The 21,737-nt window shown below is 59.2% G+C and carries 19 protein-coding genes and 1 pseudogene; 13 read left to right on the forward strand and 7 right to left on the reverse strand.

Annotated features, from left to right (window positions below; all coding sequences use genetic code 11):
- Positions 1-5 precede the first annotated feature (5 nt).
- Positions 6-554: a 50S ribosomal protein L7/L12-serine acetyltransferase gene (gene rimL / locus FN633_RS10660; RefSeq protein ID WP_154057687.1), complete on the forward strand. Its 549-nt coding sequence runs from the start codon at positions 6-8 to the stop codon at positions 552-554.
- Here rimL and ydcK read toward each other — a convergent pair.
- Complete coding sequence (gene ydcK / locus FN633_RS10665; protein WP_154057688.1) at positions 551-1,531, reverse strand: YdcK family protein; 981 nt, start codon at positions 1,529-1,531, stop codon at positions 551-553. The genes rimL and ydcK overlap by 4 nt on opposite strands.
- 127 nt (positions 1,532-1,658) lie before the next feature.
- On the opposite strand from ydcK, the gene tehB reads away from it, so the two are divergent.
- Positions 1,659-2,255: a tellurite resistance methyltransferase TehB gene (tehB, locus tag FN633_RS10670; RefSeq protein ID WP_154057689.1), complete on the forward strand. Its 597-nt coding sequence runs from the start codon at positions 1,659-1,661 to the stop codon at positions 2,253-2,255.
- Here the strand turns inward: tehB and pepT are convergent.
- Positions 2,252-3,481, reverse strand: coding sequence for a peptidase T (pepT, locus tag FN633_RS10675; protein ID WP_154057690.1), 1,230 nt, complete (start codon positions 3,479-3,481; stop codon positions 2,252-2,254). The two genes, tehB and pepT, sit on opposite strands and share 4 nt — an antisense overlap.
- 126 nt (positions 3,482-3,607) lie before the next feature.
- Here pepT and FN633_RS10680 point away from each other — a divergent pair, with 126 nt between their 5' ends.
- Both FN633_RS10680 and FN633_RS10685 read left to right on the forward strand, forming a co-directional pair.
- Positions 3,608-5,203, forward strand: coding sequence for an ABC transporter substrate-binding protein (locus tag FN633_RS10680; protein WP_154057691.1), 1,596 nt, complete (start codon positions 3,608-3,610; stop codon positions 5,201-5,203).
- A gap of 134 nt (positions 5,204-5,337) precedes the next feature.
- On the forward strand, positions 5,338-6,006 hold the full coding sequence (locus FN633_RS10685) for a DUF3313 domain-containing protein (protein WP_154057692.1): 669 nt from the start codon (positions 5,338-5,340) through the stop codon (positions 6,004-6,006).
- Positions 6,007-6,049: 43 nt separating this feature from the next.
- Here the strand turns inward: FN633_RS10685 and FN633_RS10690 are convergent, their stop codons facing one another.
- Positions 6,050-6,958 (reverse strand): DMT family transporter, encoded by a 909-nt coding sequence (locus tag FN633_RS10690; RefSeq protein ID WP_154057693.1) that lies wholly within the window; start codon positions 6,956-6,958, stop codon positions 6,050-6,052.
- A 183-nt stretch (positions 6,959-7,141) separates the two neighbouring features.
- On the opposite strand from FN633_RS10690, the gene FN633_RS10695 reads away from it, so the two are divergent.
- Positions 7,142-8,014, forward strand: coding sequence for a helix-turn-helix domain-containing protein (locus FN633_RS10695; protein WP_154057694.1), 873 nt, complete (start codon positions 7,142-7,144; stop codon positions 8,012-8,014).
- Here FN633_RS10695 and FN633_RS10700 read toward each other — a convergent pair.
- The gene (locus FN633_RS10700; RefSeq protein ID WP_154057695.1) at positions 7,988-9,160 is read right to left on the reverse strand and encodes a benzoate/H(+) symporter BenE family transporter; all 1,173 of its coding nucleotides are present in this window, start codon (positions 9,158-9,160) and stop codon (positions 7,988-7,990) included. The two genes, FN633_RS10695 and FN633_RS10700, sit on opposite strands and share 27 nt — an antisense overlap.
- Before the next feature lie 90 nt (positions 9,161-9,250).
- Here FN633_RS10700 and FN633_RS10705 point away from each other — a divergent pair, with 90 nt between their 5' ends.
- Entirely contained in the window at positions 9,251-9,823 is a 573-nt protein-coding gene (locus tag FN633_RS10705) for a helix-turn-helix domain-containing protein (protein ID WP_154057696.1), read from the forward strand.
- A 213-nt stretch (positions 9,824-10,036) separates the two neighbouring features.
- Positions 10,037-12,001: a peptidase U32 family protein gene (locus FN633_RS10710; protein WP_154057697.1), complete on the forward strand. Its 1,965-nt coding sequence runs from the start codon at positions 10,037-10,039 to the stop codon at positions 11,999-12,001.
- 42 nt (positions 12,002-12,043) lie between these two features.
- Here the strand turns inward: FN633_RS10710 and FN633_RS10715 are convergent, their stop codons facing one another.
- Genes FN633_RS10715 through FN633_RS10725 form a run of 3 tightly spaced genes read right to left on the reverse strand, consistent with a single transcriptional unit; the run spans position 12,044 to position 14,585 of the window.
- Positions 12,044-12,175, reverse strand: a complete 132-nt coding sequence (locus tag FN633_RS10715; protein WP_103820197.1) for a DUF2474 domain-containing protein — start codon at positions 12,173-12,175, stop codon at positions 12,044-12,046.
- Positions 12,175-13,185 (reverse strand): cytochrome d ubiquinol oxidase subunit II, encoded by a 1,011-nt coding sequence (gene cydB, locus FN633_RS10720; protein WP_154057698.1) that lies wholly within the window; start codon positions 13,183-13,185, stop codon positions 12,175-12,177. The genes FN633_RS10715 and cydB overlap by 1 nt, the downstream gene beginning before the upstream one ends.
- A complete protein-coding gene (locus FN633_RS10725; protein ID WP_154057699.1) occupies positions 13,185-14,585 on the reverse strand; it encodes a cytochrome ubiquinol oxidase subunit I in 1,401 nt (466 codons plus the stop codon). The genes cydB and FN633_RS10725 overlap by 1 nt, the downstream gene beginning before the upstream one ends.
- A gap of 177 nt (positions 14,586-14,762) precedes the next feature.
- Here FN633_RS10725 and FN633_RS10730 point away from each other — a divergent pair, with 177 nt between their 5' ends.
- From FN633_RS10730 to patD, 6 genes and pseudogenes are all read left to right on the forward strand, one after another.
- Complete coding sequence (locus FN633_RS10730; protein ID WP_154057700.1) at positions 14,763-16,172, forward strand: aminotransferase-like domain-containing protein; 1,410 nt, start codon at positions 14,763-14,765, stop codon at positions 16,170-16,172.
- A 180-nt stretch (positions 16,173-16,352) separates the two neighbouring features.
- Positions 16,353-17,495: pseudogene (ydcS, locus tag FN633_RS10735) on the forward strand (putative ABC transporter substrate-binding protein YdcS).
- Positions 17,496-17,511: 16 nt separating this feature from the next.
- Positions 17,512-18,522, forward strand: coding sequence for an ABC transporter ATP-binding protein (locus FN633_RS10740; protein ID WP_154057701.1), 1,011 nt, complete (start codon positions 17,512-17,514; stop codon positions 18,520-18,522).
- The gene (locus FN633_RS10745) at positions 18,523-19,464 is read left to right on the forward strand and encodes an ABC transporter permease (protein ID WP_154057702.1); all 942 of its coding nucleotides are present in this window, start codon (positions 18,523-18,525) and stop codon (positions 19,462-19,464) included. It abuts the gene before it with no gap.
- Positions 19,454-20,260 (forward strand): ABC transporter permease, encoded by an 807-nt coding sequence (locus FN633_RS10750; protein ID WP_154057703.1) that lies wholly within the window; start codon positions 19,454-19,456, stop codon positions 20,258-20,260. The genes FN633_RS10745 and FN633_RS10750 overlap by 11 nt, the downstream gene beginning before the upstream one ends.
- Positions 20,261-20,284: 24 nt before the next feature.
- The gene (gene patD / locus FN633_RS10755) at positions 20,285-21,709 is read left to right on the forward strand and encodes an aminobutyraldehyde dehydrogenase (protein ID WP_154057704.1); all 1,425 of its coding nucleotides are present in this window, start codon (positions 20,285-20,287) and stop codon (positions 21,707-21,709) included.
- Positions 21,710-21,737: the final 28 nt, after the last annotated feature.

The raw sequence follows: 21,737 nt of genomic DNA on the forward strand, positions 1-21,737 counted from the left end.
AGGAAATGGAAACCAGTACGGATGAGTTGATCCCCGTTAGCGACACCCTGAGGCTATGCGCCATCGACGAGCGTTTCGTCAGCGAGCTCTATCAGCTGGTGGTGAAGAATCGGGCATGGCTCCAGCAGTCGCTGAACTGGCCCCAGTACGTCGCCAGCGAAGATGACTCGCTCAAAAATGCCCAGAGCAACATCATGCTGCACCAGCGCGGCTACGCCAAAATGTTCCTGATTATGCAGCAGGAAACCCTCGTCGGCGTGCTGTCGTTTAACGCTATCGAGCCGCTGAACAAAACCGCCTATATTGGCTACTGGCTGGATGAAGGGCATCAGGGGCAGGGCATTCTCTCCCAGTCGCTGGAGGCGTTTATTCAGCACTATGCCCAGAGCGGCGAAATCCGGCGCTTCGTGATCAAGTGCCGGGTGGATAACGCCGCCAGCAACCGGGTGGCCCAGCGCGCGGGTTTCGTGCTGGAGGGCTGCCTGAAAGAGGCCGAGTTCCTCAACGGCCGCTATGACGATCAAAACCTCTACGCGCGGATTATCGACGCCTAGAGCGCGCCCAGCAGCGGCGTGCGGGTAATACGCTCCGCGCCGCTCATTACTTTCGGACCGCGCAGGTGAATTGACTCTTCTTCCAGGGCGATCACCACCGCGTCGCCGCTAATCTCAACATGCCCCTCGATCAGTAGGTTGCCGTTGAGCTGCGCCCGGCCTTGAACGAGAACAAAGTCGTCCAACACCAGCGGCCCGCCGCTAAGCCGCGCGTCACCCCCGACACGCACGTGGTGCTTCAGCACGCAGTTGCCCTCTACCACCGCATTCTCCGCCACCTGAGCGCTGTAGCGTAGGGTGGGAATGGCATCTTCCCCACGTCCGGCGACGAGGCGGGCGCGGTCGTACACCTTGGCGCAGTCGCAGACCCAGACGTCATTCTCCTCGTTGCCCTCCAGCAAGGCAAAGTCAAACACTTCGGCCCGATGCTCTACAAAGGCGTAGTTAACGATGGCGTCGCCGTAAATCTGCGCCTGGTGCAGGATGCGGGAGTGGTTCACCGTGGCCCGATCATAGATGCGCAGGGTGGCATCGTGATCGAGGGTGAGTCCGCGGGCGGCAATAATCTCGCTGCCGTTGAGGATCCGGGCGTCGTCGCCGAGCAGGCACTCGCCGCTCACCCGCGACCGCTGCACCAGCACGTTGCCGCCCAGACGCGCCCCCCGACAGATTTCTGACCCATCAACCCAGGCATGGCCGCCGATCTCCACCCCGTCGTAAATGGTGCAGGGCTGGCTGATGCGGGCGCTGTCGCGTATCCGGCTCCCGCCGAACACCATGCTGTTCTCATCGTAAATCCAGCAGCTGCCCTGCTGGCTTAACACCTGCTCATCCTCTACCCAGCCGCCCAGCGTGCCGGACTGGACGTCATGAAAATCCCGCAGGGCGACGATCTGGCGCAGGGTAACGTGCCGCTTTTCACCGTTATCCTGATAGCTAAATGAGCGGCTGGCATCGCTCAGGCGATACTTGTTCATTATTTGTTTTCCACTGATGGCCTTAGATAAACGTAGCAAACTTTGCCGCTCTGGCTATTGCCAGGGAATTTCAATAAAATGTATTTAAAATATCATTTTAAATTTCCCGCCCAGATAAGGATGGATCATGCTCCAGGTTGATGAGAATTACTTCACTGAAAAATATGGTTTAACCCGCACCCATTCCGAGGTGCTGGCCGCCGCGGCGCGGGTTCCGCCGGGCAAAACGCTCGATCTCGGCTGCGGCAATGGCCGTAACAGCCTCTTCCTTGCGGCGAACGGTTACAGTGTCACGGCATGGGATAAGAATCCCATGAGCATCGCCAATATAGAGCGTATCAAGGCGGCCGAGGAGCTGGATAACCTTGAGATCGCTACCGTCGATCTTAACGCGCTGAGCTTTGAGGGAGAGTATGACTTTATCCTCTCCACCGTGGTGATGATGTTTCTTGAGCCGCAAACCATCCCGGGCCTGATTGCCAATATGCAGCGCACCACCGTGCCGGGGGGCTTTAACCTGATTGTCGCCGCGATGGACACGGACGATTTTCCCTGCACGGTCGGCTTCCCGTTTGCCTTTAAGGCCGGAGAGCTGGCGGAGTACTACAGCGGATGGGAAGTGGTGAAATACAATGAAGACGTCGGTGAGCTACACCGCACCGACGCCAATGGCAACCGCATCAAGCTGCGCTTTGCCACGCTGCTGGCCCGTAAACCCGCTTAGCGAGCCGCCAGCAGACAGAGCTGAAGCGCGACCTTGTAGGACGCCTCGAAGGATTTCAGCGGCAGGAACTCAAAGCGCGAGTGGAAGTTGTGCGCGCCGGTGAAGAAGTTCGGCGTCAGCAGTCCCTTTGCCGAGAGCGCCGCGCCGTCGGTACCGCCGCGCATCGGGGTTGGCTTCGGCGTGATGCCCAGGCTCTCCATTGCCTCAAACATCAGGTCGATGGCGCGGCGATCTTCGCCTACGGCGTTGCTGATGTTGCTGTAGACGTCCTCGATCTCATACTCCACCTTTGCGGTGGGGTGCTGCGCGGCAATACGCTGCGCCACCTCGCTAATCTGCCGCTTGCGCTCCTCGAAGCGTTGTTTATCAAAATCGCGGATGCTGGCGCTGAGCACCGCATGGCCCTGTACCGCCTCCATACCGTTAAACCAGGTGTAGCCCTCGCGGCCTGCGGTATGCTCCGGCGTCTGCTGGCGATCGAAATGGCTGATGTAGTCCGTGGCCATCAGCAGGGGGTTTACCAGCACGCCCTTGGCTGACATCGGGTGCGCCGTCACGCCGGTAAAGCGGATCCTGGCCTGAGCAGCGTTAAAGTTCTCATAAACAATCTCCCCCAGTTCGCAGCAGTCAATGGTCCAGGCAAACTCGACGTCAAAGCGTTTGAGATCCAGCGCCTTTGCCCCGCGCAGGCCGACCTCTTCATCCGGCACAAAGGCTACCACGATATCGCCATGCTGATGCTCTGCGGTCAGGTTCTCCAGCAGGGTCATCACCACCGTCACCGCCGCCTTGTTATCCGCGCCCAGCACGCTGGTGCCGTCGCTAAAGATAATTTCTTCTCCTGGGTAAGCTAAAATTTCCGGATGCTCGGCAGTGCGCAGCCAAATATCCTGCTCGGCGTTAAGACAGAGATCTGTGCCGGTAAACTGCAGGATTTGTGGATGAATATCCGGCGACAGTCCGACGTCTACGGTATCGATATGGGTGATAAAACCGATGCGCGGTGCGCCCGCCACGTTGCCCTTTTTAACCGCCGTCACGGTGGCGTACTCGTCGATCACAATCTCTTCTAATCCCAGCGTTTTTAGCTCGTCGGCCAGCACGCGGGCCATCTCATACTGGCCCGCTGTGGTAGGCAGAGTGGTAGCCGACGCATCGCTCTGGCTGGTGATGGCAAGGTAGTTAGAAAAGCGTTGGGTTAATTGTCTGGCGAGTGGCGATGACATAGTGGATCCTTCTTTATTTGTTTTATCAGGTGCTTACGGTGTAACTTTAATGTTATGTATTAACGGGCAAACAACAAGCACTTATTGATAGCACGCTAAGATAGCCGGATAAACGACAGGATAAAGATGATAAGCAAACCCACAACACTTGCACTGGCGTTAGCCGCGCTCACGGTCAGTTCTACCGTGGCAGCGAAGACGCTGGTTTACTGTTCGGAAGGATCGCCTGAAAACTTTAACCCTCAACTTTACACCTCGGGAACCAGCGTCGATGCCAGCGCTGTTCCGGTCTACAACCGGCTGGTAGAGTTTAAGGTCGGCACCACGGCGTTAGAGCCCAGCCTGGCCGAACGCTGGGACGTCAGCGACGATGGGAAAACCTACACCTTCCATCTGCGCAAGGGCGTGAAGTTCCAGAGCAATAAATACTTCACCCCGACGCGGGACTTCAACGCCGACGACGTGATCTTCTCGTTTATGCGACAGAAGGATCCGAATCATCCCTATCACAACGTCTCTAACGGCAACTACTCGAACTTTGAGAGCCTGGAGTTTGGCAAGCTGATCACCCGTATCGATAAGGTTGACGACCACACCGTGCGCTTTACGCTTGCCCATCCGGAAGCGCCGTTCGTGGCCGATCTGGCGTGGTATTTTGCCTCGATCCTCTCGGCAGAGTATGCCGACGCCATGCTGAAGGCTGGCACGCCGACGCGCGTGGATATGGATCCTATCGGCACCGGTCCGTTCAAGCTGGCGCAGTATCAGAAAGACTCCCGCATCCTGTTTACCGCCTTCCCGGAATACTGGCAGGGCAAGGCCAAGCTGGACCGACTGGTGTTCAGCATCACCCCGGACGCTTCGGTGCGCTACGCCAAACTGGAGAAGAACGAGTGTCAGGTCATGGCCTTCCCGAACCCGGCAGATTTGCCGCGGATGCGCGAAAATCCCAATATCAACCTGATGAGCAAGGCTGGGCTGAATACCGGTTTCCTCGCCCTCAACACGCAGAAAGCACCACTGGATAACGTCAAGGTGCGCCAGGCACTGGCGATGGCGATCAACAAGCCGGCGATTATCGACGCGGTGTTCCAGGGCACCGGTACGGCGGCGAAAAACCTGCTGCCGCCGGGGGTCTGGAGCGCTGATAGCGACCTGAAGGATTACGACTACAACCCGGAGCAGGCCAAAGCCCTGCTGGCCGAGGCGGGCTTTGCCAAGGGCTTAAGCATTGACCTGTGGGCGATGCCAGTTCAGCGTCCTTACAACCCGAACGCGAAGCGCATGGCGGAGATGATCCAGGCCGACTGGGCGAAGATTGGCGTACAGGCGAAAATCGTGACCTTTGAGTGGGGCGAGTACCTCAAGCGCGTGAAGGGTGGCGAGCACCAGGCGGCGCTGATGGGCTGGACCACGGCCACCGGCGACCCGGATAACTTCTTCGGTCCGCTGTTTACCTGTCAGTCGGCGGACGGCGGCTCCAACTCGGCGAAGTGGTGCTATCAGCCGTTTGATAAGCTGATTGCCGAAGCGAAAGGCATCACCGATCAATCCCAACGTACCGCCCTCTACAAGCAGGCGCAGCAGATGATGCATGATCAGATGCCTGCCGTGATGATTGCCCACTCAACGATTTTCGAGCCGGTGCGCAAAGAGGTGCAGGGGTATGAGATCGATCCCTTTGGCAAACACATTTTTTATCAGGTCGATTTGAAAAAATAAACACGCCAGGCCTGTGCGGCTGCGCAGGCCTGTTTTTTGGTAAAAGGGTGAGCCAGCACTCTTTTAGTCACAACAACCGTCACTGAATTTTGCTATAACTCCGTATGCATCGTTATAATTTCAGGAATAAATACATGCGTACTTACTCATTGATTCAGGTAGCGGTACTGTCGGGGCTGCTGGCGCTGACAGGGTGCTCGTCGAAAGTCACACAGCCAGACAAGTATTCAGGTTTTTTAAAAGATTATTCAAATTTACAGCAGGCGACCTCTGCCTCGGGTAAACCGGTGCTGCGCTGGGTCGACCCGTCATTTGATGACAGCAAGTACGATAGCATCGTCTACAACCCCATCACCTACTATCCGCAACCTAAACCTACCACCCAGATTGGTCAGGAGACCCTCAACGGCCTGCTGAACTATACCAATACCAAGCTAAAAGCCGCCGCCGCCCAGCGTAAGCCGCTGGTGGCGACGCCCGGTCCGCGTAGCCTGATCTTCCGTGGCGCAATCACCGGCGTTGACTCCAGCAAAGAGGGATTGCAGTTCTATGAGGTGATCCCAATTGCGATGGTGGTAGCAGGCACCCAGGCCGCCACCGGCCACCGTACCATGGATACCGCGCTCTATTTTGAGGGTGAGCTGATTGACGCCGCGACTAACAAACCGGTGATCAAAGTGGTGCGTAAGGGAGAGGGTAAAGACCTCAATAACCAGAATACGCCGCTTACCGTCGACACCCTCAAGCAGGTGGTGGACGACTTGGCCAGCGACGCGGCGCTGTTCCAGGTTAAAAAACAGTAATCAGCGAAGCGCCATCCTCGTGATGGCGCTTCTCTTTTTATCTTCACGCCGAGCGCGGTCGCCGGTGCCAGACGCGCAGCAGGCTTTCTGGACGGGTAAACATCACCAGATTACCCACCAGGATTAGCGCCAGGCCCACCACGGCATTGCTCTCCCAGTGGTAACCTTCGAACAGGGTCGAGAGCGTTAACGCCACCAGCGGAAAGAGCAGCGTACTGTAGGCAGCATTGCTCGCCCCGATGCGGCCCACCAGCGTAAAATAGACCCCAAAGCCAACGACCGAGCCGAACAGCGCCAGATAAACCAGCGCGCCGAGGTAACTTACCGTCCACTCGGGCGTAAAGCTGTCGCCCCGTACCAGGGCGATGAAGCCCATAATCAGCGTGCCGTAGAACATTGCCCAGCCGTTGGTAGTCATCGTCTCCAGCCCTTTACGCTGGTGGCGCAGGCTGATCATATTACCCAGCGAGAAGCCCAGGGTGCCCAACGCCGACAGGCCGATGCCCAGCAGCAGGTTGACGTTGAGATCGTTGGCGAGCAGATCCTGCCAGAAGAGGGCGGCGATGCCGGTCAGGCCCAGCGCGGCGGCCAGAAAGAAGCGAGCGGGCGGGCGCTGACCAAAGAAGATAAAGCTGTTTATCGCGTTGAATAGCACCGCCATGGAGAAGATGACCGACTCCAGCCCAGTGTTGATCCACGCCGCAGCGGTGTAAAAGCACCAGAAGTTGAAGCCGAACACGCAGCCGCCCTGAACCATACACATCAGGTGATCCCTGAGCGTCAGGGCGCGAAGTCGCTTAAGCACCAGCAGCGTTAGCATCATGATGGCCGAGGCCAGCGCGAAGCGCCAGAAAATGGAGACCGGCGCAGCGACCGGCCCCTGCTGCAAATGGATAGCGATCCACGTCGTTCCCCAAATCACCACTACCAGGCCATACATTAGTGCGTTCATCGTGCGCTGCTCTCCGTCATTAAAAATCCTATTGTTGAGCGCGACGGGCGGCGATGCTTGCAGGGGCTTGCGGGAGACTTGCAAATTCTTGCGGTTTTTTAGCGGTCAGAGAGCGGCAACGCTTTCATCCGCGCCGCACTCTTCATACACTAAGGATCTGGTTAATCACTTGTTAATGTGGCAATGGCAGAAACCTACGGTGCTTTTGAAAATCTGCGCAGGCATAGCGCGGTGCTGAAAAATTCAGTCGCGCTGAATAACGGCATGCAGCTGGCCGCATGGTCCAACAAGCGCGATCGGATCACCCAGTATTGCGATCACCATACGTTGAGCCTCTATATTGCCGACGGCTATGAGAGCTACCACAAAACCCGCAGCGGCTGGCAAAACGGCGGTGGACCAGATCGGTTTTGTCTCCTGCCGAAAGAGAGCGAATCGACCTGGGATATTCGCGACGATCTCTCCTTCGTGCACCTCTACTGCACCGATGCGCATCTGCGCAGCGTAGGGGAGCAGATCTGGGATCGCAGCCCGGCCGCGCTGACGCTGGATGAGAAAACCTTTGGCCAGGACGCACAGATCACCGCCCTCTATCGCCAGTTTTTGCTCGACTGCGACTGGCAGCAGCAGGCCAACCAGCTTACGCTGAGCACGGCGTCGACGCTGCTGCTGACCCATATCATTCAGCGCTACAGCAGCGTGCAGTGGCGCATGCCGAGCGTCACCGGCGGGCTGGCCCCGTCGGTGCTGCGTAACGTGCTGGAGTATATCGACGCCCATCTTGCCGAGCCGCTCACCCTGGCCGATCTCGCCGCCCAGGCGTCCTTGAGCGAATACCATTTTGCCCGCATGTTTCGCCACTCGTCCGGGCTTGCGCCGCACCAGTACGTGATGCAGCGGCGGATGCATCAGGCTCGGGATAGGGTATGCCATACGGCGCTGCCCTTGACCGAGATTGCACTCGGATGCGGATTCAGCTCCGCCAGCCACTTTAGCAACCGTTTTAAAAGCGTGTTCGGTATCACGCCGTCACAGATGCGCGCGGCGCACGCCTGACAGCACGGCATAGCAGATCCCACCCACCAGCAGTCCCCAGAATGCCGACCCGATGCCCAGCAGCGTCACGCCGCTGGCGGTAACGAGAAAAGTCACCGCCGCGGCATCGCGCTCGCGCTCGTTCACCAGGGCCTGATGCAGGCTGCCGCCAATGGTGCCCAGCAGCGCCAGGCCTGCCAGGGTCTGGATCCAGCTCAGCGGCAGGGCGGCCATCAGGCCACTTATCGAGCCGCCAAACACGCCCGCCAGCAGATAGAAAACGCCTGCGGCAGCGGCAGCCTGCCAGCGTTTATCCGCATCCGGATGGGCATCCGGGCTTTGACAGATAGCGGCGGTAATCGCGGCGATACAGACGGAGTAGACCCCAAACACGCTGCCCAGCAGCGCCATCCCGCCGGTAAACACCATCAGCGGCGAGGCGGGAACATGATAGCCTGCAGCCTGCATGGTAGCGAAGCCGGGCGCGTTTTGTGAGGCCATCGTCACCAGGAAGAAGGGCAGTCCCACGCTGATTAAGGTAGTCAGGGTAAAGCGAGGGGCGATCATTTCAGGCATCACTACCGAAATATGCAGCACAGATGTGACAACGTCACCGCTTAGCCAGGCCACGAGCGCGCCTGTGATAAGCGCAGCAATAATGGCATAGCGCGGTGCCAGCGCTTTGCAGAGCAGCCATGCCAGCAACATGCTGACACATAAACTGAAATCGCTCTGTAAATTAGTAAAGGTCTGCAATCCAAAACGCAGTAAGATACCGGCCAGCATCGCCGCCGCCAGCGAGTGCGGGACAATCTTCATCAGGCGGGCAAAGAGGCCGGTAAGGCCGCAGAGCAGGATCAGGGCATTGGCAAAGATAAATACCCCTACGGCCTCGTTGAGGGTGGCCCCCTCCAGGCTGGTGGCGAGCAGCGCCGCACCGGGGGTTGACCAGGCGGTGAGCACCGGAACGCGGTAGCGCAGGGTCAGCATAAGGGTGCTGATACCCATTGCCAGCCCCAGCGCCGTCATCCAGCTGGCGATTTGCGCCGGGCTGGCACCGGCAACGCTGGCGGCCTGCCAGATAATGGCCGCCGAGCTGGCATAGCCCACCAGCACCGCCACAAAACCTGCCAGCAGGGTGGAAAAGGGAAAGGGACGCAGGGGCATAAGAACTCCATGTACGCTATCACGGTAGATAAAAATAGCATTGTGCGTTATAACGCACAAGAAGCCATTCACGCACGAGGAAGGGAAAGTATGGATCTGCCACAGTATCTCTCTGCGACACTGAAAACGCTGCGCCAGACGCGGGGCTGGAGCCTTTCGCGCCTCGCCACTGAAACCGGCGTCTCAAAAGCGATGCTCGGCCAGATCGAGCGCAATGAATCCAGCCCCACGGTGGCCACGCTATGGAAAATCGCTACCGGGCTAAACGTACCGCTCTCGACCTTTATCACCGCAGCGGACACCAGTGCGCCGCAGGCCTACGATCCTGATCAGCAGGCGATGACCATTACGCCGATTTTTCCGTGGGATAACGAACTGCGCTTTGACCACTTTTCGGTCACCCTTGCCCCCGGCGCGTTCAGCGAGTCCACCCCGCACGAGCGCGGCGTGATTGAACACGTGGTGGTGATTTCCGGTACGCTGGAGATGCAAATTGATGGGGAGTGGCAGACGCTACAGGCGGGAAGCGGAGTCAGGTTTGCCGGGGATAAAACCCACGCCTACCGCAACAGCAGCGGACAGACAACCCAGTTTCACTCGCTGATCCACTATCCAAAAGAAAAAGCCGCAGGCGAGCCTGCGGCAAAATACGACGACAAATAACGACGAATTAACAGTAACGCACACATGACGAGGAATGTCCGGAATACGCAGCCACTGTACCCTGTTCAGCGCGCCTGACGAAATGCGCATTATTTCAATACATTGCTAATTAATGTATTAAGGGCGTCGCAGGCATAGCGAAAATGTTTTCGTCCGGGCCATCTTCTCACTACAATAGCGGCCATTTTGTTGATCACGGATAATAACGACCCTATGCGCCTGCCCACTCATCATCTTGAACTGTTAAGCCCGGCCCGCGATACCGCCATCGCCCGCGAAGCTATCCTGCACGGGGCCGATGCGGTCTATATCGGCGGTCCTGGCTTTGGTGCGCGCCATAATGCCAGCAACAGCCTGCGCGATATCGCCGAGCTGGTGCCGTTTGCCCATCGCTACGGGGCAAAAATCTTTATTACCCTGAATACCATTTTGCATGATGATGAGCTGGAGCCGGCCCAGCGCCTGATCACCGACCTCTACGAGACCGGCGTTGATGCGCTGATCGTGCAGGATATGGGCGTGCTGGAGCTGGATATTCCGCCCATCGAGCTACACGCCAGCACCCAGTGCGATATCCGCAGCGTGGAGAAGGCGAAGTTTCTCTCCGAGGTCGGCTTCTCGCAGATCGTGCTGGCCCGTGAGCTTAATTTGCAGCAGATCCGTGCTATCCATGAGAGCACCGACGCCACCATCGAGTTCTTTATCCACGGCGCACTGTGCGTGGCCTACTCCGGGCAGTGTAACATCTCCCATGCCCAGACCGGCCGCAGCGCTAACCGTGGCGACTGCTCCCAGGCCTGTCGTCTCCCCTATACCCTGAAGGACGATCAGGGCCGGGTGGTGTCGTTTGAAAAGCATCTTCTGTCGATGAAGGACAATGACCAGACCGCCAACCTCGGCGCGCTGATCGACGCCGGGGTGCGCTCCTTTAAGATTGAAGGGCGCTACAAAGATATGAGCTACGTGAAAAACATCACCGCTCACTACCGGCAGATGCTGGACGCCATCATCGAAGAGCGGGGCGATCTGGCTCGCTCGTCGGCGGGGCGCACCGAGCACTTCTTTATCCCGTCGACAGACAAAACTTTCCATCGCGGCAGCACCGACTACTTCGTTAACGCCCGTAAGATCGATATCGGCGCATTTGATTCGCCGAAATTTATCGGCCTGCCGGTGGGTGAAGTGCTGAAGGTAGGCAAAGATTACCTCGACGTTGACGCCAGCGAGACCTTAGCCAACGGCGATGGCTTAAACGTGCTGATTAAGCGTGAGATTGTCGGCTTCCGCGCCAATACGGTGGAGAAGACTGGTGAAAATCGCTATCGCGTGTGGCCGAACGAGATGCCAGCCGATCTCTACAAGGTGCGTCCGAATCATCCTCTGAACCGTAACCTCGATCACAACTGGCAGCAGGCGCTGACCAAAACCTCCAGCGAGCGCCGCGTCGGCGTGGATATCGAGCTGGGCGGCTGGCAGGAGCAGCTGATCCTCACCATCACCAGTGAGGAGGGGGTGAGCATTACCCATACGCTGGAGGGCGAGTTTGCCGAGGCTACCAACGCTGAAAAGGCGCTCAGTCAGCTGCACGATGGCCTGGCCAAGCTGGGGCAGACTATCTATTACGCTCGCGATATTCGCGTCAACCTGCCGGGCGCGCTGTTTGTTCCCGCCAGCCAGCTAAACCAGCTGCGCCGTGAGGCCGTGGAGATGCTCGATAGCGCCCGTCTGGCAAACTACCCACGCGGCAGCCGCAAAGCCGTAGCGACGCCAGCGCCGGTCTACCCGGATAGCCATCTCTCGTTCCTGGCGAACGTCTACAACGAGAAGGCGCGTACCTTCTATCACCGTTACGGCGTGCAGCTGATTGATGCCGCCTACGAGGCGCATGAGGAGAAGGGCGACGTGCCGGTGATGATCACCAAGCACTGCCTGCGCTTTGCCTTTAACCTCTGCCCGAAGCAGGCGAAGGGATCGATTAAGAGCTGGAAGGCCACGCCGATGCAGCTGGTACATGGCGATGAAGTGCTGACCCTGAAGTTTGACTGCCGTCCCTGCGAGATGCACGTGATTGGCAAAATGAAAAACCATATCCTTAAGATGCCTCAGCCGGGCAGCGTTGTGGCCTCCATCAGCCCGGATGAACTGATGAAGACCATGCCTAAACGCAAGGGTCAGTAATCCGTGTAGGCCCGGCATGCGAAGCGCCGCCGGGCACTTCACTTAGTGCGATTTAAAGCCCGCCGCCGACATCAGCAGGCGAAACGCCATGCTGACCGCGGTGAGTGCCAGCACGCTGGCGACCCAGATAGCAATCAGCCAGAACAGACGCTTTACAAAACGCGGTGCCGCCATCAGTGATACCCCTCCCCAGGCTGAACTTTGCCCCGGAACACATAGTAGCTCCACGCGGTATAGACTAGGATCAGCGGAATGATCAGCAGCGCGCCCACCAGCATAAAGCCCTGGCTTTGCGGCGGCGAGGCGGCATCCCAGAGGGAGATACTGGGCGGGATAATATTCGGCCAGATGCTGATCCCGAGTCCGCTAAAACCGAGGAAGACCAGCCCGAGGGTCAGTATGAACGGCAAGGTGTGATGGGCGTGGTTACTCAGGCTGCGCCACTGCCAGAAGCTGAACAGGAGCACCAGCAGCGGCACTGGCAGGAAGAAGAAAATGTTCGGCAGGCTGAACCAGCGATCGGCAATGCCCTGGTGGGTCAGCGGCGTCCAGAGGCTGATCACGCCAATGGTCACCAGCAGCGCCAGCAGCAGCTGTTTCGCCCGGTGTCGCATCGTCTCCTGCAATGCGCCGCCGCTCTTCATAACCATCCAGGTGGCACCGAGCAGGGCGTAGGCGATGGTTAACCCCAGACCGCAGAAGAGGTTAAACGCCGTGAGCCAGTCCAGCGCGCCGCCGCTAAAGCGACGACCGGTCACCTCAAAGCCGTTCAGTACTGCGCCAACCACCACGCCCTGGGCAAAGGTGGCGACGATCGATCCGAAAATAAACGACTTATCCCAGAATGGACGGTGAGCAGGCGTCGCCTTGAAGCGAAACTCGAACGCCACGCCGCGGAAGATCAGTCCCGCCAGCATGATGGTCAGCGGAATGGTCAGCGCGTCGGTAATCACCGCGTAGGCCAGCGGGAACGCGCCAAACAGCCCAGCACCCCCCATAACTAACCAGGTTTCGTTGCCATCCCAGACCGGCGCGACGCTGTTGACCATCACGTCACGATCTTCACCGTTGCGAATGAGGGGAAACAGAATACCGATCCCGAGATCGAAGCCGTCCATCACGATATACATCAGCGTGGCGAAGACGATTATCACAAACCAGATTACTGACAGATCGATACCCATTACTTGTTCTCCTCTGTCTCTAACGACTCACCGGCCGCAGAGAGCGGACGCGCCGGACGGCCCTCTGTCGGGTGACGATCTTCGGGTTGTGGACCGGCCTTGATCAGCCTGCCGATATAGACATACCCCACGCCAAAGACGGCGGAGTAAACCACAAAGAATCCCAGCAGGGTCAGGCTCATCTGCAAGGTGCTGTGTTGCGAGACGGCATCAATGGTTCGCAGCTGGCCATAGACCACCCACGGCTGGCGTCCCACCTCGGTGGTCACCCAGCCCGCCAGCAGGGCAATCAGCCCGGCAGGCCCCATCCACAGGGCAAAGTGGTGGAACGGACGCGACGTATAAAGACGGCCTTTGTAACGCAGCCACAACCCGACCACGCCCAGCAGCAGCATCAGCAGGCCCATCGCCACCATCAGGCGGAACGACCAGAAGACAATGGTGGAGTTAGGGCGATCCTCTTTCGGGAACGACTTGAGTGCCGGAACCTGCTTATCCAGGCTGTGGGTCAGGATTAGGCTGCCCAGGGCGGGGATCTCCACTCCATAACGGGTGCGCTCCTGCTCCATATCCGGCCAGCCAAACAGCAGCAGCGGGGTGGGTTCACCCGGTGGGTTCTCCCAGTGCCCCTCGATGGCGGCAATTTTCGCCGGCTGATGCTCCAGGGTGTTCAGACCATGCATATCGCCGACTACGGCCTGGATCGGGGCCACCACCAGCGCCATCCACAGCGCCATAGAGAACATCTTGCGGATAGCGGGCGTATTGTTGCCTTTGAGAAGGTGCCAGGCACCCGAGGCACCCACAAACAGCGCGCTGCTCAGGAAGGCCGCGATAGACATATGCAGCAGGCGGTAGGGGAACGACGGGTTAAAGATGACCTTGAACCAGTCAACCGGGATCACCTGACCGTTGACAATCTCATGGCCCTGCGGGGTATGCATCCAGCTGTTGGAGGCGAGGATCCAGAAGGTGGACATCAGCGTGCCGAGGGCCACCATGCAGGTCGAGAAAAAGTGCAGGCCGGGGCCGACCTTATTCCAGCCGAAGAGCATCACGCCGAGGAAGCCCGCCTCAAGGAAGAAGGCCGTCAGCACCTCATAGGTGAGAAGCGGCCCGGTAATACTTCCGGCAAACTGCGAGAAGCCGCTCCAGTTAGTACCAAACTGGTAGGCCATTACCAGTCCTGAAACGACGCCCATCCCAAAGTTCACGGCGAAGATTTTCACCCAGAAGAGATAGAGCGTTCGCCAGACCTGATTTTGCGTCTTGAGCCACAGGGCCTCAAGCACCGCCAAATAGCTGGCCAGCCCGATAGTGATAGCAGGAAATAAAATATGGAATGAGACGGTAAAGGCGAATTGAATTCGCGCCAGATGGAACGCGTCTAGATCAAGCATGCAGGACTCCGCGCATAATTTAAGTTATGTCAGCGAAAGTATAGGTGATGTCAATGAATGCGGGCAGAAACAGCACCCGAACTTAAAAGCATAACAGTTACCCTTCGGCTAAACCATTCAACGCATAAAGTGCTTTCTGTTATAGAATGGGCAGAGAGGAATTCACAGGGTCGAGTCATGAAAAAGTATCAGCAGCTGGCGCAGCAGATTATTGAGCAGATCAATCTTGGCGTCTGGCAGCCCGGCGATCGGCTGCCGTCGCTGCGCGAACAGGTCACCATCAGCCACGTCAGCTTTATGACCGTCAGCCACGCCTACCAGATGCTGGAGAGCCAGGGGCGGATCGTTGCCCGACCGCAGTCCGGCTACTATGTTGCGTCGCCTCCCTCCCGCAAGCCGCCCATGCCCCCCGCCCAGGTGATGCAGGACGAGGCCGTGGACATTAACACTTACATTTTTGAGGTGCTGCAGGCAAGCTGCGACGCCTCGGTGCTGCCCTTTGGCTCGGCGTTTCCCGATCCGCGCCTGTTCCCACTCCAGCAGCTTAACCGCTCCCTGGCGAACGTCAGTAAAACCGCCAACGCCATGAGCGTGATCGAGAACCTGCCGCCGGGCAACGCCGATCTGCGCCATGCCATTGCCCGCCGCTATGCCCAGCAGGGAATGAACATCTCGCCCGATGAGATTGTGATCACCGCTGGCGCACTGGAGGCGCTCAACCTCAGCCTGCAGGCGGTCACCGAGCCGGGGGACTGGGTGATCGTCGAGAACCCCTGCTTTTACGGGGCGTTGCAGGCGCTGGAGCGGCTTAAGCTCAAGGCGCTGGCGGTGGCCACCGACGTGGAGGAGGGGATCGATCTCGATGCGCTGGCCCAGGCGCTGAACGACTATCCGGTGAAGGCCTGCTGGCTAATGACCAACAGCCAGAATCCGCTCGGCTTCACCCTCAGCAATGAGAAAAAGGCGCGGCTGGTGGCCCTGCTGGCAGCGCACAACGTCACCCTGATTGAGGACGACGTTTATAGCGAGCTCTACTTTGGCCGCGAGAAGCCGCTCCCGGCTAAGGCCTGGGATACCCAGGAGATGACCCTGCACTGCTCATCGTTTTCGAAGTGCCTGGTGGCTGGGTTTCGCATCGGCTGGGTGGCGGCAGGGAAACACGCCCGGCGTATCCAGCAGCTGCAGCTGATGAGCACCCTCTCGACCAGCTCGCCGATGCAGCTGGCGCTGGTGGACTATCTCTCCACCAAACGCTACGACGCCCACCTGCGTCGGCTCCGTCGCACCCTGGCGGAGCGCAAGCAGCAGGCCAGGCAGGCGCTGCTGCGCCATCTGCCGGGCGAGGTGAAGATCCACCCCAGCGATAGCGGCTACTTTCTCTGGCTTGAGCTGCCCACCCCGCTGGATGCCGGGCGGCTAAGCGAGCAGGCGCTGGCGCACCGCATCAGCATCGCTCCGGGCAAAATGTTCTCTACCTCTGACACCTGGGCTCCCTTTTTCCGCTTCAACACCTCGTGGGCGTGGGGCGATCGCGAGGAGCAGGCGGCCAAAACGCTGGGGATGCTGATCCGCGAGGCTATGGCGTAACGCACCGGTATTAAGCCGTTGTCTCTGCTTCAGAAGATGATGGAGTGCGTCATCTGTCACAACCTAAGCAAATTTCTTTTGCGCCTTATGTGGGGCCGCAGCGCGCCGTCTACCTTTACTGAGGGAGATATTTTTACGGCACGGCTGCCGCACATTTGATTGCGACAGGAGTAATGGCTTATGAGTAAGACATTTGCCCGCAGCACGCTGTACGCGCTGGGTATGACTATCGTCACCGCGCAGGCAGCCGAGCCAACGGAAGTCGGTAAAGGAGAAGGGCGTCTCGATATCATCGCCTGGCCGGGATACATCGAGCGCGGCCAGACCGATAAGCAGTATGACTGGGTCAGCGAGTTTGAAAAAGCCTCCGGCTGCCAGGTGAACGTGAAGACCGCCGCCACTTCGGACGAGATGGTGAGCCTGATGGCGAAGGGCGGCTATGACCTGGTGACCGCCTCCGGCGATGCCTCCCTGCGGCTGATCATGGGCAAGCGCGTCCAGCCCATCAATACCGCCCTGATCTCCAACTGGAAAAACGTCGACCCCCGCGTAGCCAAGGGCGACTGGTTCAACGTTGGCGGCAAAGTCTACGGTGCACCCTATCAGTGGGGTCCCAACCTGCTGATGTATAACACCAAGGTCTTCCCTACGCCGCCGGATAGCTGGGCGGCGATCTTCGTTAAGCAGAACCTGCCGGACGGCAAGAGCAACCAGGGGCGGGTTCAGGCCTACGACGGCCCCATCTACATTGCCGATGCCGCGCTGTTTGTGAAAGCCACCCAGCCGCAGCTGGGCATCAGCGATCCCTATCAGCTCACCGAGGAGCAGTATCAGGCGGTGCTGAAGGTACTCCGCGACCAGCACGGGCTGATCCACCGCTACTGGCACGACACCACCGTGCAGATGAGTGATTTCAAAAACGAAGGCGTGGTGGCCTCCAGCGCCTGACCCTATCAGGCCAACGCCCTGAAAGCCGAGGGCCAGCCCATCGCCACGGTCTTTCCGAAGGAGGGCGTAACCGGCTGGGCGGATACCACCATGCTGCACACCGATGCGAAACACCCCAACTGCGCCTACAAATGGATGGACTGGTCGCTGACGCCGAAGGTGCAGGGCGATGTAGCCGCCTGGTTTGGCTCTCTGCCGGTGGTGGCGGAGGGTTGCAAGGCCAGCACCCTGCTGGGCGAGAAGGGTTGCGAAACCAACGGCTACGGCTTCTTTGACAAGATCGCCTTCTGGAAAACGCCGGTTGCCGACGGAGGCAAGTTCGTGCCCTACAGCCGCTGGACCCAGGATTACATCGCCATTATGGGCGGCCGCTGATCGTCAGGAGTGACGTATGACCTATGCCGTTGAGTTTGATGATGTTTCGCGGATCTACGGTGACGTTCGGGCGGTGGACGGCGTTAGCCTGGCCGTCAACGACGGAGAGTTTTTCTCTATGCTGGGGCCGTCCGGCTCCGGCAAAACCACCTGCCTGCGGCTGATAGCCGGGTTTGAACAGCTCTCCGGCGGCGCGGTGCGCATTTTTGGCAAAGAGGCCAGCGAGCTACCGCCATGGGAGCGTGACGTCAATACCGTGTTTCAGGACTACGCGCTCTTTCCCCATATGTCGATTCTGGATAACGTCGCCTACGGGCTGATGGTCAAAGGCATCGGCAAAAAAGCGCGCCATGCTCAGGCCCATGAGGCGCTGGAGCGGGTGGCGCTGGGGTTTGCCCACGCGCGTAAACCGTCCCAGCTCTCTGGGGGCCAGCGGCAGCGGGTGGCCATTGCCCGGGCGTTAGTTAACCAGCCGCGTGTGCTGCTGCTGGACGAGCCGCTTGGCGCGCTGGATCTCAAACTGCGGGAGCAGATGCAGTTCGAACTGAAGAAGCTTCAGCAGGATCTGGGGATCACCTTTATTTTTGTTACCCACGACCAGGGCGAGGCGCTGTCGATGTCCGACCGGGTCGCGGTGTTCAATAACGGCAAGATCGAGCAGATTGCCGCCCCGCGCGATCTCTACCTGCGCCCGCGGACTCCCTTCGTGGCGGGTTTTGTGGGCACCTCCAACGTTTTTAGCGCTGCCAGGGCGCAGGCGCTGTGCGGCATGATGGGTAGCTACTCCCTGCGTCCAGAGCATATCCGCCTAGACTGGGCAAATGAGGTGCAAACCGAAGGCGTGGTGCAGACGGTGCAGTATCAGGGGGCCGCAACGCGCATTGAACTGAAGCTTGCGGATGGTGAGAGGCTGCTGGTGAGCGAGGCCAATCTTCTTGATGCCCGCCAGCCTGCGTCGCTCCAGCCAGGAGAGACCGTGCCGCTCTCCTGGTCCCGTGCGGCAATGGTTCCGCTGCAGGAGGAGTAGATGGCGATGAGCGCTATGCCTGCCCCGCGCCCGTCGGCGCATGGTCGCCTGAGCGGGCTGTTCTGGCGCAGACCGACGCTGGGCCTTTTCCTGCTGCTGATTGCCCCCCTGATGTGGTTCGGCATTGTTTACCTTGGGTCACTGCTCACATTGCTGTGGCAGGGGCTTTACACCTTTGACGACTTCACCATGTCGGTAACGCCGGATTTAACCCTGGCGAATCTGCAGGCGCTGTTTCAGCCTGCCAACTACGACATTATTTTGCGCACGCTAACCATGGCGATTGCAGTCACCCTCGCCAGCGCGATCCTCGCGTTTCCGCTGGCGTGGTTTATGGCTCGCTATACTCAGGGCAAGATGAAGGCCTTTTTCTATATTGCGGTAATGCTCCCAATGTGGGCGAGCTATATCGTCAAGGCCTACGCCTGGACGTTGCTGCTGGCGCGGGACGGCGTGGCCCAGTGGTTTTTACAGCACATGGGATTGCAGCCGCTGCTGGAGAGCGTGTTAACCCTGCCCGCGGTGGGCGGTAGCACGCTCTCGACCTCTGGCCTCGGGCGCTTCCTGGTCTTTGTCTACATCTGGCTACCGTTCATGATCCTGCCGGTGCAGGCGGCGCTGGAACGCTTACCGCCGTCGCTGCTGCAGGCGTCGGCGGATCTCGGCGCGCGACCGGCCCAGACCTTCCGCCATGTGGTGCTGCCCCTGGCGATCCCCGGCGTCGCGGCAGGGTCAATCTTTACCTTCTCCCTGACATTGGGGGACTTTATTGTTCCCCAGCTGGTGGGCCCGCCGGGCTTCTTCATCGGCAACATGGTCTACTCCCAGCAGGGCGCGATTGGCAATATGCCGATGGCGGCGGCGTTTACCCTGGTTCCCATTATCCTGATTGCCCTCTATCTGGCGTTCGTGAAACGCCTGGGAGCGTTCGATGCACTCTGATCGCGCACCGCTGCTGTTAAAACTGGCTGCCTGGGCCGGGGTGATTTTTCTGCACTTCCCGCTGCTGATCATCGCCATCTACGCCTTTAATACCGAAGACGCTGCCTATAGCTTTCCTCCTCAGGGCCTGACGCTGCGCTGGTTTACGGTAGCCGCATCGCGAAGCGACATCCTCGATTCAGTGACACTGTCACTTAAAGTGGCCGCGCTGGCGACTCTGGTGGCGCTGATACTTGGCACGCTTGCTGCTTGTGCTCTCTGGCGCAGCCAGTTTTTTGGCAAGAGTGCTATCTCGCTGCTGCTGCTGTTGCCCATCGCACTGCCTGGCATCGTAACCGGTCTGGCGTTGCTGACGGTGTTTAAAACGGTAGGGCTTGAGCCAGGGTTTCTGACCATCGTGATTGGTCATGCCACCTTCTGCGTAGTGGTGGTGTTTAACAACGTCATCGCCCGCTTCAGACGCACCGCCTGGAGTATGGTGGAGGCCTCAATGGATCTGGGGGCCAACGGCTGGCAGACCTTTCGTTACGTGGTGATGCCAAATCTTGGCTCGGCGCTGCTGGCGGGCGGCATGCTGGCGTTTGCCCTGTCGTTTGACGAAATCATCGTGACCACCTTTACCGCCGGACACGAACGCACGCTGCCGCTGTGGCTGCTTAACCAGCTGGGCAGGCCGCGCGAGGTGCCGATCACCAACGTGGTAGCGCTGCTGGTGATGCTGGTGACGACGCTGCCGATTTTAGGCGCATGGTGGCTGACCCGCAGGGGCGAGAACGCCTTTGGCAACGAGAAATAACTGACCCTCAACCAGGATATGATTATGCAAGATCAACTGTTAATTAATGGCCAACTGGTCAGCGGCGAAGGAGAGAAACAGGCGGTTTACAATCCGGCGACCGGCGAGGTGCTGCTGGAGATCGCCGAAGCCTCTGCCGCTCAGGTAGACGCCGCCGTGCAGGCCGCCGATCGCGCTTTTGCCGAGTGGGGCTATGCCACGCCGAAAGTTCGCGCCCAGGCGCTGCTCGATCTCGCCAAGGCGATTGAAAATAACGCCGAGGCGCTGGCCCAGCTGGAGTCCCTCAACTGCGGCAAGCCGCTGCATTGCGTGATGGGTGACGAGATCCCCGCCGTGGTTGACGTCTTCCGCTTCTTCGCCGGAGCGGCGCGCACCCTGAACGGCCTGGCGGCGGGTGAGTATCTGGAGGGGCATACCTCGATGATCCGCCGCGATCCGGTGGGCGTGGTGGCATCGATTGCGCCCTGGAACTACCCCCTGATGATGGCTGCCTGGAAGCTGGCGCCCGCGCTGGCGGCGGGTAACTGCGTGGTGATTAAGCCGTCGGAAATTACCCCGCTCACCGCCCTGAAGCTGGCGGAGCTGGCGAAGGATATTTTCCCAGCCGGGGTGCTTAACGTGCTGTTTGGTCGGGGCAAGACCGTGGGCGATCCGCTCACCGGGCACGAGAAGGTGCGAATGGTTTCCCTGACCGGCTCCATTGCTACTGGGGAGCATATCATCGGCCACACCGCCTCTTCAGTGAAGCGTACCCATATGGAGCTGGGGGGCAAAGCGCCGGTTATCGTGTTTGACGACGCGGACCTCGACGCGGTAGTGGAGGGGGTACGTACCTTTGGTTACTACAACGCCGGTCAGGACTGTACCGCTGCCTGCCGTATTTATGCTCAGAAGGGCATTTACGATGCGCTGGTCGAGAAGCTGGGTGCAGCGGTGGCGAGTCTGAAGATGGGCGCGCCGGACGATGAAAGCACCGAGCTAGGGCCGCTAAGCTCCGCAGCGCACCTGGAGCGGGTGACGCAGGCGGTGGAGGCCGCGAAAGCGCTAGGGCACATCAACGTCGTGACCGGGGGCGCGAAGCGCGACGGCGCAGGCTACTATTTCCATCCGACCCTGCTGGCCGGGGCGAAGCAGGAGGACGATATCGTCCAGCACGAAGTGTTTGGCCCGGTAGTGAGCGTAACCGCGTTTGACGATGAAGATCAGGTGCTGAACTGGGCCAACGACTCCCGGTACGGGCTGGCTTCATCGGTGTGGACTCAGGACGTGGGCCGGGCGCACCGGCTAAGCGCCCGCCTGCAGTACGGCTGCACTTGGGTCAACACCCACTTTATGCTGGTCAGCGAGATGCCGCACGGCGGGCAGAAGATGTCCGGCTACGGCAAGGATATGTCGGTCTACGGCATCGAAGACTACACCGTCATTCGGCATGTCATGATAAAGCACTAGAGTATGAGCCCGGTGGCGCTTCGCTTAC

Origin of the sequence: Pseudescherichia vulneris (assembly GCF_902164725.1) — a bacterium.
In the GTDB taxonomy this organism is placed as follows: Bacteria; Pseudomonadota; Gammaproteobacteria; order Enterobacterales; family Enterobacteriaceae; genus Pseudescherichia; species Pseudescherichia vulneris.

Excerpts from the sequence above, each read along its gene's own strand:
- FN633_RS10685 (WP_154057692.1), top strand. The coding sequence starts at position 5,338 with ATGCGTACTTACTCATTGATTCAGGTAGCGGTACTGTCGGGGCTGCTG.
- FN633_RS10680 (WP_154057691.1), top strand. The coding sequence starts at position 3,608 with ATGATAAGCAAACCCACAACACTTGCACTGGCGTTAGCCGCGCTCACG.
- FN633_RS10710 (WP_154057697.1), top strand. The coding sequence starts at position 10,037 with ATGCGCCTGCCCACTCATCATCTTGAACTGTTAAGCCCGGCCCGCGAT.
- FN633_RS10690 (WP_154057693.1), bottom strand. The coding sequence starts at position 6,958 with ATGAACGCACTAATGTATGGCCTGGTAGTGGTGATTTGGGGAACGACG.
- tehB (WP_154057689.1), top strand. The coding sequence starts at position 1,659 with ATGCTCCAGGTTGATGAGAATTACTTCACTGAAAAATATGGTTTAACC.
- FN633_RS10740 (WP_154057701.1), top strand. The coding sequence starts at position 17,512 with ATGACCTATGCCGTTGAGTTTGATGATGTTTCGCGGATCTACGGTGAC.
- cydB (WP_154057698.1), bottom strand. The coding sequence starts at position 13,185 with ATGGGTATCGATCTGTCAGTAATCTGGTTTGTGATAATCGTCTTCGCC.
- FN633_RS10745 (WP_154057702.1), top strand. The coding sequence starts at position 18,523 with ATGGCGATGAGCGCTATGCCTGCCCCGCGCCCGTCGGCGCATGGTCGC.
- pepT (WP_154057690.1), bottom strand. The coding sequence starts at position 3,481 with ATGTCATCGCCACTCGCCAGACAATTAACCCAACGCTTTTCTAACTAC.
- patD (WP_154057704.1), top strand. The coding sequence starts at position 20,285 with ATGCAAGATCAACTGTTAATTAATGGCCAACTGGTCAGCGGCGAAGGA.
- ydcK (WP_154057688.1), bottom strand. The coding sequence starts at position 1,531 with ATGAACAAGTATCGCCTGAGCGATGCCAGCCGCTCATTTAGCTATCAG.
- FN633_RS10695 (WP_154057694.1), top strand. The coding sequence starts at position 7,142 with ATGGCAGAAACCTACGGTGCTTTTGAAAATCTGCGCAGGCATAGCGCG.
- FN633_RS10730 (WP_154057700.1), top strand. The coding sequence starts at position 14,763 with ATGAAAAAGTATCAGCAGCTGGCGCAGCAGATTATTGAGCAGATCAAT.
- FN633_RS10700 (WP_154057695.1), bottom strand. The coding sequence starts at position 9,160 with ATGCCCCTGCGTCCCTTTCCCTTTTCCACCCTGCTGGCAGGTTTTGTG.
- FN633_RS10715 (WP_103820197.1), bottom strand. The coding sequence starts at position 12,175 with ATGGCGGCACCGCGTTTTGTAAAGCGTCTGTTCTGGCTGATTGCTATC.
- FN633_RS10725 (WP_154057699.1), bottom strand. The coding sequence starts at position 14,585 with ATGCTTGATCTAGACGCGTTCCATCTGGCGCGAATTCAATTCGCCTTT.
- FN633_RS10750 (WP_154057703.1), top strand. The coding sequence starts at position 19,454 with ATGCACTCTGATCGCGCACCGCTGCTGTTAAAACTGGCTGCCTGGGCC.
- rimL (WP_154057687.1), top strand. The coding sequence starts at position 6 with ATGGAAACCAGTACGGATGAGTTGATCCCCGTTAGCGACACCCTGAGG.
- FN633_RS10705 (WP_154057696.1), top strand. The coding sequence starts at position 9,251 with ATGGATCTGCCACAGTATCTCTCTGCGACACTGAAAACGCTGCGCCAG.